The organism is Veillonella seminalis, assembly GCF_003992065.1.
GTDB lineage: Bacteria > Bacillota > Negativicutes > Veillonellales > Veillonellaceae > Veillonella_A > Veillonella_A seminalis.
The window spans coordinates 25,170-38,032 of the sequence record NZ_RQUZ01000004.1; the positions used below are offsets into that span (position 1 = coordinate 25,170).

Below are 12,863 nucleotides of genomic sequence, written 5' to 3' on the forward strand. Positions count from 1 at the left end.
TCCTTTTTTCCTGCTTATGCTCTGATTTCCGTCCCGTCCTTGAAGGTCACCCGGATATCGTCTTTGCTGTACACTGTGATGAAATCCACCAGGCTGCCCCACAGCCGGGCATCGAACTCCTTAATGAGATCCTGATTCCTAAGCTCCTTGATGAAGCTGTCCATCTGACGGCTCCGGGCCTTGCGATACTGGATGGCTTCACAGGTCTTGTCGTACTGCGTCTTCGCTGCTTCATACCGACTGACCAGTTCGTTGTAGTTCCGGTCATAATCATCCTGGTTCTGCGCGACCCTGGCGTTCTCGGCTATGAGCTGCTGTATCTTGTCGGCCAGCAGGTTCAAATCTGTGCTTATCCTGTCCCGCTCCTCTTCCAAGTCTTCTGTGTCAGTGAGCCGTTCCTTCAGCAGTGTGATGCTGTCAAGTACGTCCGCTTTGTTTTCGATGAGCTGATTGACGGCCCGGACGAAGGCTTCCTTGATATCATCCTCTGTCAGATGTGGTGTCTTGCAATGGCTCTTGAACTTATCGTTGCATCGGTAGATGGTTCTGCGGTACTTGTCGGTCGAATGCCAGACCTTGGCCCCGTACCAGCCTCCGCACTGGCCGCACTTGATTTTGCTGGAGAAGATGGATACGCCGCTGTAACGTCCCCTGCCTTCACGCCGCCGCTTGATTTCTTCCTGTACCCAGTCGAAGACCTGCGGGCTGATGATGGCTTCGTGGTTATTTTCCACATAGTACTGCGGCACTTCCCCTTCATTCGCTTTCGTTTCTTTGGTCAGGAAGTTGACGGTGAACCGCTTCTGCAGCAGGGCATCGCCCTTGTATTTCTCATTTGTCAGGATGCTCTCTACCGTCCCCGGATACCAGCGTTTCTTTCTTGCCGGAGTTTCCAGCCCTCTGGAAGTCAGCTCCCTGGCAATGGAGTGGAAGGTATACCCGTCCAGGAACAAGCGGTAAATCAGTTTCACCGTCTTGGCCTGTTCCCGGTTGACGACCAGATTCCCGTCAGGCCCTTTGTCATAGCCGAGAAAATGCCTGTAGGGAACACTCACCTTGCCATCAGCGAACCGCTTCCGATGACCCCAGGTGACGTTTTCCGAAATGCTCCGGCTTTCTTCCTGCGCCAGGGAACTCATGATGGTGATGAGGAGTTCGCCCTTGGCATCGAGCGTCCAGATGTTTTCCTTCTCGAAATAAATCTCGATGCCCTTATCCTTGAGCTTGCGTACCGTTGTCAGGCTGTCTACGGTATTTCTGGCAAAGCGGCTGACTGATTTTGTGACGATGAGGTCGATTTTCCCATCCATGGCATCCCTGACCATCCGCTTGAAACCATTGCGGTGACGCGTGTTGGTCGCCGAGATGCCTTCATCGGTGTAGATGCCGACAAATTCCCAGTCATCCCGTTCCCTGATATAGTTCGTATAATAATCGACCTGTGCTTCATAGCTGCTGATCTGGTCATCATGGTCCGTGGAAACCCTGGCATAGCCCGCTACTCTCCGCTTCTTCCGGCTGTTAATCGGAGCCGCCGTATAACGGCTGATGGTGGCCGGGATGGCCCTTACTGTCTTTGCCACTTTTCTCCGCTCTCCTTTCTCCGTGCCTTGGGACGCCGCTTGGATGGCGTAGGCGTATAAGAAATCTCTTCTGTTCTCCCACTCTTGAAATGGACAGTCAGGCAGTCTGGCTTTCCGGCTTCGATAGATTCCACTTTCCCCCGGAATCTATCCTCATCAAAGTCCTCTAACCCCATGGTCTCTGCGGCCACACGCTTCAGGTCATCTTCCCGGATGCTGACCGATTCACATTTGCCGCCTTTGCTGCATCGCCAATAAACAGGCCTGTCATGCTTCGTTTTACACCGCCGGAAAGAGGATCCGCACAAGGCGCACCGGATGCGGGTCGTAAAGACGGAGAACCGTGTTCCCTTGCCATTGGCCATGTAGTTTTTCATCCATGCCCTCTGACGATCCTTATACTCATCGGTCCAGCAATCCTTCTTCGCCGTTGATACCCAGTGCCGGATAAGTTTCTGTCCGTTTTTCATACAGAAAACCATCACATGGTATTCTGGCACTACTATCTTTTCGACCCGGTCAAGAAACGCCTGCTCATCGAAATCATCCAGGCCTAGGACTTCTGTACTCTCCTTCACGAGGACTGCATGCGGGATACTGCCTTTTGCGCCGCAATTCCGGCCTTTCAGTTTATGGGAGCCGCAATCCCAGAATTCTTCAAAGCCCCGGTCTGTGCGGCGATTGTGCATATAACTCCGACCGCAGATGCCGCATTTGATTTTTCCCGTGAAGCAGGTCGTGTTCAAGGACTTATTGGCCAGCGCCCCCAGTTCCTTTCGCCGCGCCATCTCCTGCTGCACGTAATCAAAGGTTTCCTTGTCGATGATAGGCTCATGCGTATTTTCAACATAATACCTAGGAAGTTCGCCCCGGTTCTTCTTCCGCTTCTTGAGGATTGGATCCGTCACATATTCCTTCTGGAAAAGCATATTGCCAGTATAGGTAACATTGGTCAGGACAACCCTGATGTTGGAATCCATCCAGCGGCAGCCATTCCGGGTCGTGATGCCTTCGGCAGCAAATTCCCGTTCGGTTTCAAGACGTGACTTGCCATCAAGGAAATTCTGGAAGATGCGCCTGACAACAGCTGCTTCCTCGGGAACTACCACCAGGTTATCCCCTTCCCAGCGATACCCGTAAACACGGAACCGCCCGTTAGGATTCCCCTGCTCAAATTGTTTCTTGATGCGCCACCGGATATTTTCACTAATGGAACGGCTTTCCTCCTGGGCAAAAGATGCCAGGATGGTCATCATAAGCTCGCCGTCCCCGCTCATGGTATGGATATTCTCTTTTTCAAACCAAACTTCGATGCCCAGCTCTTTCAGATGCCGGACGGTACGCAGAAGGTCTACGGTGTTGCGTGCGAAGCGCTGGATGGACTTGGTCAGGATGCTGTCTATCTTCCCGGCTTCGGCATCTTCCAGCATCCGCAGGAATTCCTGCCTCTTCTTCATCCCCGTCCCAGAGATGCCATAGTCGGCATAGACCCCGGCGTATTCCCAGTCCGGGTTCTTCTGGATGAGGCTGCTGTAATAACTGACCTGCGCCGAAAGGGAATGGTGCATCCGCTCCGATTCCATGGATACGCGGGCATAGGCTGCGACTTTCTTTCTTTGCTTCAAATTTGGTATGCGTCGTTCAATCTTACGGATAGTCCGCATAGAATCAGCTCCTTTCGACACTATATATCACTCTGTTTGATACAATTATCAAGTGTATAAGTCCCCGGAAAAAGGCTGATAGCGGCGAAGCATCTCCTGCTCGAAGTCCCGGTACTCCTTCCCGGTGATGAGCTTTTCGGCCAGCATCCGCCTTGCCAGATACATCGCCATCTGGAAGGCTGTTTCATTTTGAAACGACCTCTTATCCATGGCGGACACCTCCGAACCGGTATGCAATATAGCATGCGTGGGAGCAGAACTTCCGATGGCTGTTGCCGTAGACAGTGAATTTCTTCCCGCAAGCCGGACAGGTATAGTTGTAGACTGCCTTCCGCTTCACCAGCTCCAGATGTGCGTTCCACCACTTATTCCGGCAGGCATCGCAGCAGAACCGTTTCCGCTTCCGTCCCGTATTCTGCTCAATCGGCTTTCCGCACTGCTCGCAAACTGAGGCTGCCGACTTCGCCGCCAGGCTGTGCCGCCGGCAGAACGACTTCACTGTATTGATGGAAATCTGGAGCCGCGCCGCTATCCTGCCATATCCTGCCCCATCCCGGCGCATGGCAATGATCTGTTGTTTCTGTTCGTCCGTCATGATGGACACCTCCTGAAAATTTAGCTTTCAGGAGTAATAGGACAGAACAGCTATCGTTAAGTACTTCAAAAGAAGATTCAACAGGACTTATCTATTTTTAGATATAGTCTTTTCAGTTTTATCTAAAGCTTGACATTATAGTCATATGATGACTATAATAAACCTACCTCAGAAAGGGAGATTATACTATGTCATATAATCGTTACAAAAATACGCAAAAAAGAAAAAATTATCTATTAATCCATAATAAGGAAAAGTATGATAGAGTATCTATCATACTTCCAAAAGGAACAAAAGAAAAAATAAAAAGGCTAGATATTAAATCTAGCCTGAATCATTTTATCAATATGGCCATATACGAAAAAATTAAACGAATGGAACAGGATGGTAAAAATGACTTATAAATTAATCAATGATAATTGTTTCGATTGGATGAAGAATCGAGAAGAAAATTCTATTACTGCAATAGTTACAGACCCGCCATACGGTGTAAAAGAATACACGGAAGAAGAGTTGAAAAAAAAGAGAAATGCATCTGGAGGTATATGGCGAATTCCTCCAGCCTTTGATGGCCGAAAAAGAAGTCCATTGCCAAGATTTTCTGTTATCAATGACAGTCCATTGGAAAGAGACAATGTATATAATTTTTTTATTGATTGGGGCAGGCTTGCCTTTAAGGTTCTCGTTCCTGGTGGACATATTTTTATTGCATCTACACCTTTATTATCTGACATAGTTAGTCGGGCTTTACGAGATGCTGGTTTAGAACGACGCGGAGAGATTGTCAGAGTCGTAAAAACTTTTCGAGGTGGAGATCGCCCCAAAGGCGCAGAAAAAGAGTTTTCTATGACAACAGTTATTCCTCGTGGTTGTTGGGAACCGTGGGGGCTTTACAGGAAACCGCTTTCCGAAAGGACTGTTGCAAAAAACTTAAAACGGTGGAAGGCTGGCGCTTTACATCGAAAATCAATTGATACGCCATTTTGTGATTTGATTGAAAGTGGAAAGACTCCCCAATGTGAACGTAAAATTTCAAATCATCCTAGTTTAAAACCGCAAGATTTTATGAGGATTCTTGTATCGGCTGCTTTACCTTTGCAAGAAGGGATCATATTAGATCCATTCTGCGGTGGGGGCTCCACTATCGCGGCAGCGGAAGCACTTGGCTTTAATAGCATAGGCGTCGAGCAAGACAAAGACTTCTATCAAATGGCTAAGAATGCTGTACCTAAATTATCTCAACTTTATCCACAAAGCGAAAAGTTATTATTCGAAGAAGGGTGAGTACGGGGGTATCGGCAAAATGTCTTTAAGTTTATTACGTGCACTTTTTAGTTGCTTACTATATTGAATTATGTCAGTATTTATGTAGACAGCTCCATCGCGTAATTTATTAGTTCCAATTGAATTAGTAACATAAGTTTCGGTACGCTGACTATTATTACTATTTCTTTTACTCTTGCAATACACCCAATCTGAAATACCCTCTCCCATTTCATATCCATTAATATTTGCAATCAAAGCCTGTATAAATTCAATGTTCCCATCGTCCAGGATTGTATAGCAAACTATAATATGCCATCCTGTATGTCCATTGTGGCTTTCTCCACCTTTTTTATAATTAATACATGCCTTCACTTCAAGTCCTATATTTTTTTCTGCGTACATTAAATCTGGATATTCTTGGTCACTATATGGCTTGTAAAGACTATGTTCACCCATGTAATGAGTAAATAGATTTGAAACTACGCCACTAAAATTATTTTTTTGTATTAGTTGGGATAATTTTATTCCGGTCTTACTATTTATTGTCTTAAAAAAATTCTGAGTATCTTTCATTGCTAAAAAAATGCTTTCTTTTGTTAAGTTTTCCGGTAATAAGACATCTCTTAAATACTTTCTATCGAGCATATGCTAATCTCCTATCTAATGATTCTTATAATATGACTTTAGTATAACACAAAAAGCCGGTATGGAACATCTCCCCGATGCTCCATACCGGCTTTTCTCATGCAATCTTCTGTTTTACATCAGCCACGATAGCTTTGACCGCCTGCTGCATCAGGGTGATATACAGCCTGTTCCGAATCTTCACCCACCAGCTGGTAGTGGTCTGGATTTCCGCTTCCAGCGGGTCTGTGAGGTTCTTCATCTGGGCTTCCACCATCTTCTGGACGTCATCCAGGTCGATGGACTTGATGGCTGCTTCGGCTTCGCTCCTGGCAAAGGATACGACGGCATCGGCGACAGCTTTTCTGATTTCTTCACGGTTCATGGTCATTCACCTCCTAAAATCAGCTGTTCATAATCTGTCACGCCCCTGGCCACGGCTCTGGCCAGGGCATCCTGGGCATTGGCCAGGATTTCTTCATCACTAGGATTGGTGATGAAGGCCAGTTCGACCAGGACAGCGGGCATGTCCGTGTTCGTGAGGACATACAGGCCGTTGACGCCGGGCGTGGCAATCTTCACGCCCCGGTCTGTCGTATCCAGGGCATCGACAATCTGGTTCTGGATGCAACTCGCCAGCATGCTGCCACGGTAACTGCCGGCACAGGCCCAGGTTTCCGTGCCGTTGGCTTCTTCGGCTTCGGCGGCATTGCAGTGGATGGACACGAAGATGTCGGCATCACTGGCATTGGCGGCTTCGCAGATTTCCTCCAGGCTGTCAGACTGGAGCAGTTCTGTTGCTACTCCTGCCGCATTCAGGTAACTTTCCGCAGATTGACCGACTGCCAAAGCGACATCGCACTCACGCAGACCGCTTTCACTATTGACAGCTCCCGGGTCGGGATGGCCGCCCGGCGCATGACCGGGATTCAGGAATACTTTCATGGTTTTTCTTCTCCTTTCTGATGAACGGCGGACTTCACAGTACCGCCGATGTAACCGAGAAGCCCTGACGCAATAGACATGGCCAGCTCGTTCAAGGCATAAAAAATCGCCAGGATCAGTGCTGTGACCAGCCCGATGATGACGATACAGTCGGGGATATTCACTTTCTCAAACATGCCTTACACCGCCTTCGGTGTGACGGTCACCCTGCCATCCTTGCGGACGATATTGAAATCCTCCATGGGCAGGATGCGGTCAGCTGCTGATTTCCAGTGGCTGTCTGCCTTATATGCATCCAAAGCAGCTCTGGGAACCAGGATTTTTGCCGATGCGGGCACCCCTTTGTCTGCATCGGCGGCATCCTGCATGACAAAATCCACATTCACATTATCAATGATGAGATATTCTAAGCTGCTGCAGGGAGCAAACATGTGATAGGTATTGATAGTTTTATTCTTGCTGTTGGATAATGTATCGATATAGACACATTTCAAGCTCGAACAAAAGGCGCACATGCTGTACATGGCTGTCACATTGCCAAAGCCGCTCAAATCCAGGGATTCCAGCTTCTGATTTCCAGCAAAGGCCACTCCCAGATCAGTAATCGCCCCTTTTTCCACATTGCTGAAATCAATGACAGATTCCGCCAGGGTTCCTTCAGCAAAACTTACCTTAGATGGATTGAACATACCGTTCATGCTCGTTGTATTTTTTGTAATATCAACGATGAACAGTTTAGCGCCATCTTTGACCAAGGATTTATTATTGAATTTTCCCTGCAAGTCCTTGTCCATGTACAAGCAGCCATCGGATAAATAAAGGGGAATATATCCGACGGGCATCCTGAGTCCGGATGCATCTTCTATTGCCTCTGTGGCACTGATAACTACGTCCCCGCAAATCAGGCCGTTCTTCAAAGCCCCAGAAATGGTTGGATTGCCTTTAATCCAGCCAGAGTCGGCTATGACTTCTGCATCAAAGGCATAGGAAAGGGCCAGATTGGCCTCGCTCGTGAGTTCGGCAGACTGGCTTCCCGACTTCTTGAATCCCGTCAGGTTTCCCGTAACTTGTGGCGTAAAAGTTACCTCGATAGTCTGATGCGGCACCTGTTGGATGGTGACTCTGTATGGTGCCGCTTCTGCCGCTGTGCCGCCGCTTCCCGTACGGGTTCCTTCCGTATAGTTCCCGTCTGCATCATAGAAGGTCTTGCCCTGGGCCACATCGGAGGCTTTCGCCGTCGTATCCGACACTTCGCAGAAACGGGCCTTCCCGCCGCTTTTCAGCGGAATCAGGACGGACGGTACCCCACTGTAGCTGTTCCCGGCCATTTTCACATCTACCTTCATGTCATCACCCCTTTACTCGATGGTCAGCACCTTGGTCAGACTGTCCTGGGATACGGTCACGGTTGTCAGGCTCCCGGTCACTTTGGTGCCATTGACGTAGGCCGTCTTGCCGCTGATGATAGTGCCGGCTGCCGCTGTGGCATCGCCCGTATCGACGACACTGGATTTGCCGGACACGCCGAGGATGGTCACGCCAGCCTTGATATTCCCGCTGACCAGTTTGGCCTGTTCCTCGCTGCTGATGCGGACTGCCCCTTTGCCGTTATGGAACCCGGCCGGGATGGCATACGTGCCATCGGCCTTGCTGATACTGCCGCTGACGGCTCCGTTATTGGGCATGGAACCCGCGACGAAGCCATTCCCGATAAAAGCGGATTTTCCCGTCAGGATATCCCCCGATGCCGCCGTGGCCCCGGTCGTATCATAAAAGACAGCCGTCCCCTGTCCTTCAGCCAGAGGAATGGAAACCTGCGGCACTTCCGCATACACGACCGAATTGATTTTTACATTTTTCGCCATGTTGATTGCTCCTTTACTCGACTTTCAACTCATAGCCATTAAAGCTGATTCTGCCATAGTTCGACGGGATGGCAGCTACCGTCACCCGGGAAAGGGCCGCATGACCGCTGTCAGCGGTGACGACCTGTTCCTCATCGGATGGGATGATGCATTTTTCCTGATAGTCCCCGGACGGGGCCTGGGGCATGGAAAGGATGCCGATGAGGCTGTTTTCCTTATGCGCCATCGTCCGTCACACCCCTTTCCAGGAAAAAAGGGCGGGGCGGGATAAGGGTATCGGTGTATCCGTTCTCCCGCACCAGCTCTACATCATAGATATAGCGGCCGCAGGGAAGGCTCCGCGTATCGTCCGGCCAGAAAACCAGGAAGCACTCCGCCCCTTCCTGCCGGATGCCCTGTTCCAGTGTCTTGGTCAGGACAGGTCTTTCATCGGGGAGACTGCGCTTCAGCGTGAACGTCAACTCATCGCGCTTTCCAGGGATGAAAGGTTCCCCCGTCACCCGGTCGCAGATGACCAGGCGGATTTCTGCCGAATCGCCCCTCACCAGGCGGATCCGGTTCTGCACCACGGAGAAGCTCATTTCCATCCCCCCTGTTCCGGCTGCCGCTGTTCCATGGCATCCAGCCTGCGGTGGGCATGTTCTGCCAGGGCTTCCACCCGGGACAGCCGTTCCGCCATCTTCTGCCGCTTGGCTTCCGTATCCGACAGCTGGCGGCGAAGTTCTGCGATACAGTCCCGGAGGCTCCGCACCGATTCATTCAGCGGCTTGATGACGCTGAAATTAAAGATGACGCCGCAGAGCATCAGGACCGATACCAAGGATGCGGCCATCTGTAACCATTCAGCCATATTCCTCACCTCCTAGCCTGTCCGCTGGAACATGTACACGACGATGGACGGCTGCATGTTGTTGTGCGGCTGGCCACCACCCGTCCGGGAAAGGCTGTGGGAATGATTCCCATCCCAGGAGGTATGCCCGTCCACCTGATTCCCATGCCAGCAACCGTCGCCATAACCTACGGCAACAGGTGCATCATTGCCTTCACAGGCATCCCACTGGAAGTTGCGCGGCAATGACCCGCAGGACCAGTGACGATGATTTCCGCTGTCTCCGACTGTATGGCCATGAGCCGGAGTTTCTGGAATCGTAAGGTTGTGCTTCTCCTCACCCAGCTTGTCCCCGGCCTTGTACATGGTTCCGCTGTCTGCTGCTCCGGCCCCGATCAGGCAACGTCCCATGGCAAAGGCCACCCAGGTCGTCCCGGGCCAGTATGTCGCGGGATTCTTCCCGTCCGTAGAAATGTAGATGGCATTGACAGGGAACGGGCATGCCTGGATCTTGGCCACGGCTTCCTCGTCCATATCGGCGTAGGTGACCTTGCCCCAGCTGCCGTTGCTGTGCAGGACGGTATTCAGCTTCCCAGCAGAAGGTGACGGGACCATACCGCTCTGGCCTGCCGTCTTTTCGCCGCAGCCGCTGAAATCTGGCAGTGTAATATCCTTCGTGCCATCAAAGACAACCCGGTGAATCTTCCGCCCCGTCTGCAGCTTCGACGCACTGGCCGCATTGCCGCTGATGCCAGTCGCGTGGGCATTGGCGTCCGTCAGATGGGCATTGATGTCAGCTGCCGTAGCGGAAATCCGCTCATAGAGCCGGGCATCATTGCTGACCAGCTGGGACACAGTCTTGTTCTGCTGGTTGAATACAACCGGGTCTTCCGAAAGATACTGTGGGAAAAGCACATCATAATCCAGCGTATTCTCCACAGCTTCTGTGGGCCGGACTTCCTGTCCGGCACGGTCCGGGAAGTCGGCAGACCATTTCTCTTTGCTGTAATCATCCATTTGTCATCACTCCTTTCTTGGATACGATGGTCGCCGTCGAGAAGGTAGCTTCCCCGTTCCAGTGAATCTTGCCATTCCAGGAATAACCCAGGTAGATGGCGTATCCCAGATGGGCCGGCTTGTAGATGTTGAGCTGCGTGATGAGCTTCTGCAAGGTCGTGGTATCTTTGCCGTTCATGATGCAGTACACCTTGAAGTAGTATTCCTCATTGACTTCCTCGATATGGCCGACACTGTAGAGATTGATGATGGAGTTCATGAAATCTTTTGTAGACACATCCACGTGCTGCAGCTTGAAGAAAATCCGCTGCCAGCGGAATTCGTCACTATCTCCGTCACTGGGCTTGATGCCCAGGAACGATTCATAAAGCGGCAGCGCCCAGGTGGCGGTGTTCACGAAGAAGTTGTCCGCCAGATCCTGCAGAGCCAGGCGCAGACGGTCATGTTCCTCATTGCAGGTTTCTGCCGCGCAGTGGAACATCGGGTCTTTGGATAAGAAATTCGGCAAATACTTCAGGATATCCATCCGGCTCTGCCGCATCCAGTCATTGGCTGACAAGGTTCAGCACCACCTTCCCTGCCACGGGGATCTGCTCGTTCGTCAGTTCCACGTTGGCCGCTTTTCCATTAAGCTTCAAATCCTTATAATCCGTAATGCCACTGATGGAAAGGAGGAGTTTCCCCATCTGGGCCAGGCTGACATAAGAAAGCGTGAAGCCCGTCTGCTTGAGATAGGCTGTCATGGCTGCCTTTACGGCATCGGGGCTGGCTGTGCCATAGACATCTGCCGTCAAATCAATGGATAATGGCGCCGGCGAAACGACGGTCACGGTCGCACCGATAGGCCGCTGGCTTTCGATGTAGTCATAGACCTCCTGGATCAGTTCAGCCGATGCCGATTCATTCTCTGCCGTGACGATGATGACCTTCACCGTGCCATTGCCCTGCCAGAGCGGGATGACTTTGCAGTTCCCGACGCCATCGACAGACATGGCCCAGTCACGATAATGATTGGCATTGCCCGAGGTGATAGGCTGGCGCACCCGGAACAGGAGCCGGGCAAGGAGTGCGTCATCCGTTTCTTCATCCGCCCCATCGGTGCATTTCTTATGGTTAACGACTGCCGAGATATTCGGGATGGAATAGGGGATTTCTGTAATCGTTCCTTCGGCCACATTGCCACTCGCCCCGGCATCGGCAGCTTCCACGGGAATCGTAACCTCAGCGGCATCGGCAGGAATGGTGGCCGACTCCAGGGTATAAAATCGCTGGCCGTCTTTTGTCTGGAAGAGACTGCTGCGAATGATGTAGGCTCCTGCCATCCCCGTCACCGTAACTTCTCCTTTGGCCTTGACGGCTTTCTTGCGATCGACGCCAAATTCCGCTGCCCGCAGCGTCAGGTAGTCGCCCCAGGACGTTTCGGCAAAGGCCGCGTCGCGCAACATGGCCATCTCGGCATAGCTGCTCTCAAATTCCACGGCATTGGCGTCGATCAGGTCGCGGGCAAAGGTGCCTTCCATGGTACTTTGCTCTTTTTCCGTAATGGTGTGCAGGGTTTGGGCCATGCGGCTCTCAATCACATCTTTGGTTTGTGCATCAAATAAATTGCTCATGCCTCGCTCCTTCCTGCCGTCACGGTCAATGATTCGTCACTGTAAATGGAAGTGACGTCAACCGTAATGGCCAAATCATCCCGTTCCCGCTTCTCCACCTCGATATGGTTAATGCGGGCAATGTACGGATTCACCATCAATCCCTCACGGATATTCTGGCAAATCCTGTCTGCCGTATACTGGCTGTTTGGCGCTCTCCCCTGATACGGCTCGATGGTAATGCCATAGCTGTCATCATAGGCCAAGTAGCGATACCGCTCGGTGAGGATTGCCTTATAAATCCAGACCTTGAGGGCTTCATTTTCTGTCACCATCAGGTTCTGGCCTTTTTCATCGTAGCGGAAGCACTGCTTATCAAAGTCATAGCCGTATTCTACGAAAAGAGGCAGCGACTCATTCCGGTTCGCTGCCTGGATGCTGTTCATTGCTACAAAAGGATCAGCCATGGCCATCAATCCTCACAATCTCATCCAAAATAATGTACTGCTGAATCCGGTCGTTGATGAGCATGGGCATGATGGCCACGTACATGCCGGGCTTCAGCGTATCCGTATAGATGACGGAATCGGTGTAGGCATTATCGATATCATGATTATGGGACTGGTAAGCCGCATCGCCGCTGCCGCCGGCACGGTTCTGTGTCGCCGATACCAGATGGCCTTTAGCCGTGCGGCCATAACCTGCCAGGAGATAATGGGAAATCCACAGCTCCTCTTTCGTCAGGATGATGCCGTTGTAACGGACTTTAATCTCTGGCGGCGAAGCAAGGATCTGCCCGATTTGAATGTCCGGGCTATTGCTGCTGCGGCTGACCTGCTCCATCAGATTCAGCAGGCTGATATACGGATTTTTCTGCATCTCC

20 protein-coding genes are annotated in these 12,863 nt (G+C 51.1%); 2 read left to right on the forward strand and 18 right to left on the reverse strand.

Annotated features, from left to right (window positions below):
- Positions 1-14: 14 nt before the first annotated feature.
- From EO126_RS03380 to EO126_RS03390, 4 genes are read right to left on the reverse strand one after another with little or no spacing between them, the layout of a single operon-like run.
- Positions 15-1,583 (reverse strand): recombinase family protein, encoded by a 1,569-nt coding sequence (locus tag EO126_RS03380; RefSeq protein ID WP_006555378.1) that lies wholly within the window; start codon positions 1,581-1,583, stop codon positions 15-17.
- Positions 1,568-3,247: a recombinase family protein gene (locus EO126_RS03385; RefSeq protein ID WP_009146348.1), complete on the reverse strand. Its 1,680-nt coding sequence runs from the start codon at positions 3,245-3,247 to the stop codon at positions 1,568-1,570. The genes EO126_RS03380 and EO126_RS03385 overlap by 16 nt, the downstream gene beginning before the upstream one ends.
- Positions 3,248-3,295: 48 nt before the next feature.
- On the reverse strand, positions 3,296-3,457 hold the full coding sequence (locus EO126_RS10705) for an SHOCT domain-containing protein (RefSeq protein WP_009146349.1): 162 nt from the start codon (positions 3,455-3,457) through the stop codon (positions 3,296-3,298).
- A complete protein-coding gene (locus EO126_RS03390; protein ID WP_009146350.1) occupies positions 3,450-3,842 on the reverse strand; it encodes a hypothetical protein in 393 nt (130 codons plus the stop codon). Before EO126_RS03390 ends, EO126_RS10705 begins: the two co-directional genes overlap by 8 nt.
- 188 nt (positions 3,843-4,030) lie before the next feature.
- Between EO126_RS03390 and EO126_RS03395 the strand changes: the two genes are divergently transcribed.
- Positions 4,031-4,246, forward strand: a complete 216-nt coding sequence (locus EO126_RS03395; RefSeq protein ID WP_127007576.1) for a hypothetical protein — start codon at positions 4,031-4,033, stop codon at positions 4,244-4,246.
- The gene (locus EO126_RS03400) at positions 4,236-5,126 is read left to right on the forward strand and encodes a DNA-methyltransferase (RefSeq protein WP_127007578.1); all 891 of its coding nucleotides are present in this window, start codon (positions 4,236-4,238) and stop codon (positions 5,124-5,126) included. The genes EO126_RS03395 and EO126_RS03400 overlap by 11 nt, the downstream gene beginning before the upstream one ends.
- Here the strand turns inward: EO126_RS03400 and EO126_RS03405 are convergent.
- The 14 genes from EO126_RS03405 to EO126_RS03470 all read right to left on the reverse strand — a co-directional run bounded on the left by EO126_RS03405 (position 5,109) and on the right by EO126_RS03470 (position 12,859).
- Complete coding sequence (locus EO126_RS03405) at positions 5,109-5,753, reverse strand: hypothetical protein (RefSeq protein ID WP_127007580.1); 645 nt, start codon at positions 5,751-5,753, stop codon at positions 5,109-5,111. The genes EO126_RS03400 and EO126_RS03405 overlap by 18 nt on opposite strands.
- A 97-nt stretch (positions 5,754-5,850) precedes the next feature.
- Positions 5,851-6,117 (reverse strand): hypothetical protein, encoded by a 267-nt coding sequence (locus tag EO126_RS03410; RefSeq protein ID WP_225723670.1) that lies wholly within the window; start codon positions 6,115-6,117, stop codon positions 5,851-5,853.
- 2 nt (positions 6,118-6,119) lie between these two features.
- Positions 6,120-6,677 (reverse strand): N-acetylmuramoyl-L-alanine amidase family protein, encoded by a 558-nt coding sequence (locus tag EO126_RS03415; RefSeq protein WP_127007584.1) that lies wholly within the window; start codon positions 6,675-6,677, stop codon positions 6,120-6,122.
- Complete coding sequence (locus EO126_RS03420) at positions 6,674-6,853, reverse strand: hypothetical protein (protein ID WP_075581366.1); 180 nt, start codon at positions 6,851-6,853, stop codon at positions 6,674-6,676. Before EO126_RS03420 ends, EO126_RS03415 begins: the two co-directional genes overlap by 4 nt.
- A 3-nt stretch (positions 6,854-6,856) precedes the next feature.
- Complete coding sequence (locus EO126_RS03425) at positions 6,857-8,023, reverse strand: leucine-rich repeat domain-containing protein (RefSeq protein WP_127007586.1); 1,167 nt, start codon at positions 8,021-8,023, stop codon at positions 6,857-6,859.
- 12 nt (positions 8,024-8,035) lie between these two features.
- A complete protein-coding gene (locus EO126_RS03430; protein ID WP_127007588.1) occupies positions 8,036-8,542 on the reverse strand; it encodes a hypothetical protein in 507 nt (168 codons plus the stop codon).
- A 13-nt stretch (positions 8,543-8,555) separates the two neighbouring features.
- Complete coding sequence (locus tag EO126_RS03435) at positions 8,556-8,768, reverse strand: hypothetical protein (RefSeq protein ID WP_127007590.1); 213 nt, start codon at positions 8,766-8,768, stop codon at positions 8,556-8,558.
- Positions 8,758-9,123, reverse strand: a complete 366-nt coding sequence (locus EO126_RS03440) for a hypothetical protein (protein ID WP_164726696.1) — start codon at positions 9,121-9,123, stop codon at positions 8,758-8,760. The genes EO126_RS03435 and EO126_RS03440 overlap by 11 nt, the downstream gene beginning before the upstream one ends.
- Positions 9,120-9,392: a hypothetical protein gene (locus EO126_RS03445; RefSeq protein WP_225723669.1), complete on the reverse strand. Its 273-nt coding sequence runs from the start codon at positions 9,390-9,392 to the stop codon at positions 9,120-9,122. Before EO126_RS03445 ends, EO126_RS03440 begins: the two co-directional genes overlap by 4 nt.
- Before the next feature lie 12 nt (positions 9,393-9,404).
- The gene (locus tag EO126_RS03450; RefSeq protein ID WP_127007594.1) at positions 9,405-10,388 is read right to left on the reverse strand and encodes a phage baseplate protein; all 984 of its coding nucleotides are present in this window, start codon (positions 10,386-10,388) and stop codon (positions 9,405-9,407) included.
- A complete protein-coding gene (locus EO126_RS03455; RefSeq protein ID WP_225723668.1) occupies positions 10,381-10,947 on the reverse strand; it encodes a putative phage tail protein in 567 nt (188 codons plus the stop codon). Before EO126_RS03455 ends, EO126_RS03450 begins: the two co-directional genes overlap by 8 nt.
- Positions 10,934-12,001, reverse strand: coding sequence for a baseplate J/gp47 family protein (locus tag EO126_RS03460; protein WP_075581372.1), 1,068 nt, complete (start codon positions 11,999-12,001; stop codon positions 10,934-10,936). The genes EO126_RS03455 and EO126_RS03460 overlap by 14 nt, the downstream gene beginning before the upstream one ends.
- Positions 11,998-12,453, reverse strand: a complete 456-nt coding sequence (locus EO126_RS03465) for a DUF2634 domain-containing protein (protein ID WP_225723667.1) — start codon at positions 12,451-12,453, stop codon at positions 11,998-12,000. Before EO126_RS03465 ends, EO126_RS03460 begins: the two co-directional genes overlap by 4 nt.
- On the reverse strand, positions 12,440-12,859 hold the full coding sequence (locus EO126_RS03470) for a DUF2577 domain-containing protein (protein ID WP_014128566.1): 420 nt from the start codon (positions 12,857-12,859) through the stop codon (positions 12,440-12,442). Before EO126_RS03470 ends, EO126_RS03465 begins: the two co-directional genes overlap by 14 nt.
- Between the last annotated feature and the right edge of the window lie 4 nt (positions 12,860-12,863).

Excerpts from the sequence above, each read along its gene's own strand:
- EO126_RS03470 (WP_014128566.1), bottom strand. The coding sequence starts at position 12,859 with ATGCAGAAAAATCCGTATATCAGCCTGCTGAATCTGATGGAGCAGGTC.
- EO126_RS03405 (WP_127007580.1), bottom strand. The coding sequence starts at position 5,753 with ATGCTCGATAGAAAGTATTTAAGAGATGTCTTATTACCGGAAAACTTA.
- EO126_RS03450 (WP_127007594.1), bottom strand. The coding sequence starts at position 10,388 with ATGGATGATTACAGCAAAGAGAAATGGTCTGCCGACTTCCCGGACCGT.
- EO126_RS03410 (WP_225723670.1), bottom strand. The coding sequence starts at position 6,117 with ATGAACCGTGAAGAAATCAGAAAAGCTGTCGCCGATGCCGTCGTATCC.
- EO126_RS03395 (WP_127007576.1), top strand. The coding sequence starts at position 4,031 with ATGTCATATAATCGTTACAAAAATACGCAAAAAAGAAAAAATTATCTA.
- EO126_RS03430 (WP_127007588.1), bottom strand. The coding sequence starts at position 8,542 with ATGGCGAAAAATGTAAAAATCAATTCGGTCGTGTATGCGGAAGTGCCG.
- EO126_RS10705 (WP_009146349.1), bottom strand. The coding sequence starts at position 3,457 with ATGGATAAGAGGTCGTTTCAAAATGAAACAGCCTTCCAGATGGCGATG.
- EO126_RS03460 (WP_075581372.1), bottom strand. The coding sequence starts at position 12,001 with ATGAGCAATTTATTTGATGCACAAACCAAAGATGTGATTGAGAGCCGC.
- EO126_RS03440 (WP_164726696.1), bottom strand. The coding sequence starts at position 9,123 with ATGAGCTTCTCCGTGGTGCAGAACCGGATCCGCCTGGTGAGGGGCGAT.
- EO126_RS03400 (WP_127007578.1), top strand. The coding sequence starts at position 4,236 with ATGACTTATAAATTAATCAATGATAATTGTTTCGATTGGATGAAGAAT.
- EO126_RS03425 (WP_127007586.1), bottom strand. The coding sequence starts at position 8,023 with ATGAAGGTAGATGTGAAAATGGCCGGGAACAGCTACAGTGGGGTACCG.
- EO126_RS03445 (WP_225723669.1), bottom strand. The coding sequence starts at position 9,392 with ATGGCTGAATGGTTACAGATGGCCGCATCCTTGGTATCGGTCCTGATG.
- EO126_RS03385 (WP_009146348.1), bottom strand. The coding sequence starts at position 3,247 with ATGCGGACTATCCGTAAGATTGAACGACGCATACCAAATTTGAAGCAA.
- EO126_RS03465 (WP_225723667.1), bottom strand. The coding sequence starts at position 12,453 with ATGGCCATGGCTGATCCTTTTGTAGCAATGAACAGCATCCAGGCAGCG.
- EO126_RS03435 (WP_127007590.1), bottom strand. The coding sequence starts at position 8,768 with ATGGCGCATAAGGAAAACAGCCTCATCGGCATCCTTTCCATGCCCCAG.
- EO126_RS03390 (WP_009146350.1), bottom strand. The coding sequence starts at position 3,842 with ATGACGGACGAACAGAAACAACAGATCATTGCCATGCGCCGGGATGGG.
- EO126_RS03415 (WP_127007584.1), bottom strand. The coding sequence starts at position 6,677 with ATGAAAGTATTCCTGAATCCCGGTCATGCGCCGGGCGGCCATCCCGAC.
- EO126_RS03420 (WP_075581366.1), bottom strand. The coding sequence starts at position 6,853 with ATGTTTGAGAAAGTGAATATCCCCGACTGTATCGTCATCATCGGGCTG.